This window comes from Flammeovirga sp. OC4 (genome assembly GCF_000812565.1).
In the GTDB taxonomy this organism is placed as follows: domain Bacteria; phylum Bacteroidota; class Bacteroidia; order Cytophagales; family Flammeovirgaceae; genus Flammeovirga.
Map to the genome: position 1 here is coordinate 1 of NZ_JTAM01000186.1, position 654 is coordinate 654.

A 654-nucleotide genomic window follows, 5' to 3' on the forward strand; every position below is an offset into this window, starting at 1 on the left:
TTGGGCGATTAGTACTTCTCAGCTGAATGTATCTCTACACGTACACTTGAAGCCTATCAACGTCATAATCTTTAACAACCCTTATATGGAAATCTCATCTCGAGGTGGGTTTCGCGCTTAGATGCTTTCAGCGCTTATCCGCTCCACACATAGGTACCCGGCGATGCTCCTGGCGGAACAACCGGTACGCCAGAGGTGTGTCCAACTCGGTCCTCTCGTACTAAAGTCAGAGCCTCTCAAATTTCCTACGCCCGCAACAGATAGAGACCGAACTGTCTCACGACGTTCTGAACCCAGCTCGCGTGCCACTTTAATGGGCGAACAGCCCAACCCTTGGGACCTTCTCCAGCCCCAGGACGTGACGAGCCGACATCGAGGTGCCAAACCTCCCCGTCGATTTGAGCTCTTGGGGGAGATCAGCCTGTTATCCCCAGAGTACCTTTTATCCTTTGAGCGATGGCCCTTCCATGCGGTACCACCGGATCACTATGTCCCACTTTCGTGCCTGGTCGAGATGTCTCTCTCGCAGTCAGGCTCCCTTATGCCATTGCGCTCTTCCGACGATTGCCGACCGTCGTGAGGGAACCTTGGAAAGCCTCCGTTACTCTTTTGGAGGCGACCACCCCAGTCAAACTACCCACCAAACAATGTCCG

Annotated in this window: 1 rRNA gene; it reads right to left on the reverse strand. The window is 53.8% G+C overall.

The annotated features are described in order from the left end of the window. Nucleotides 1–654 (reverse strand): 23S ribosomal RNA (locus tag PL77_RS29895); the annotation flags it as partial.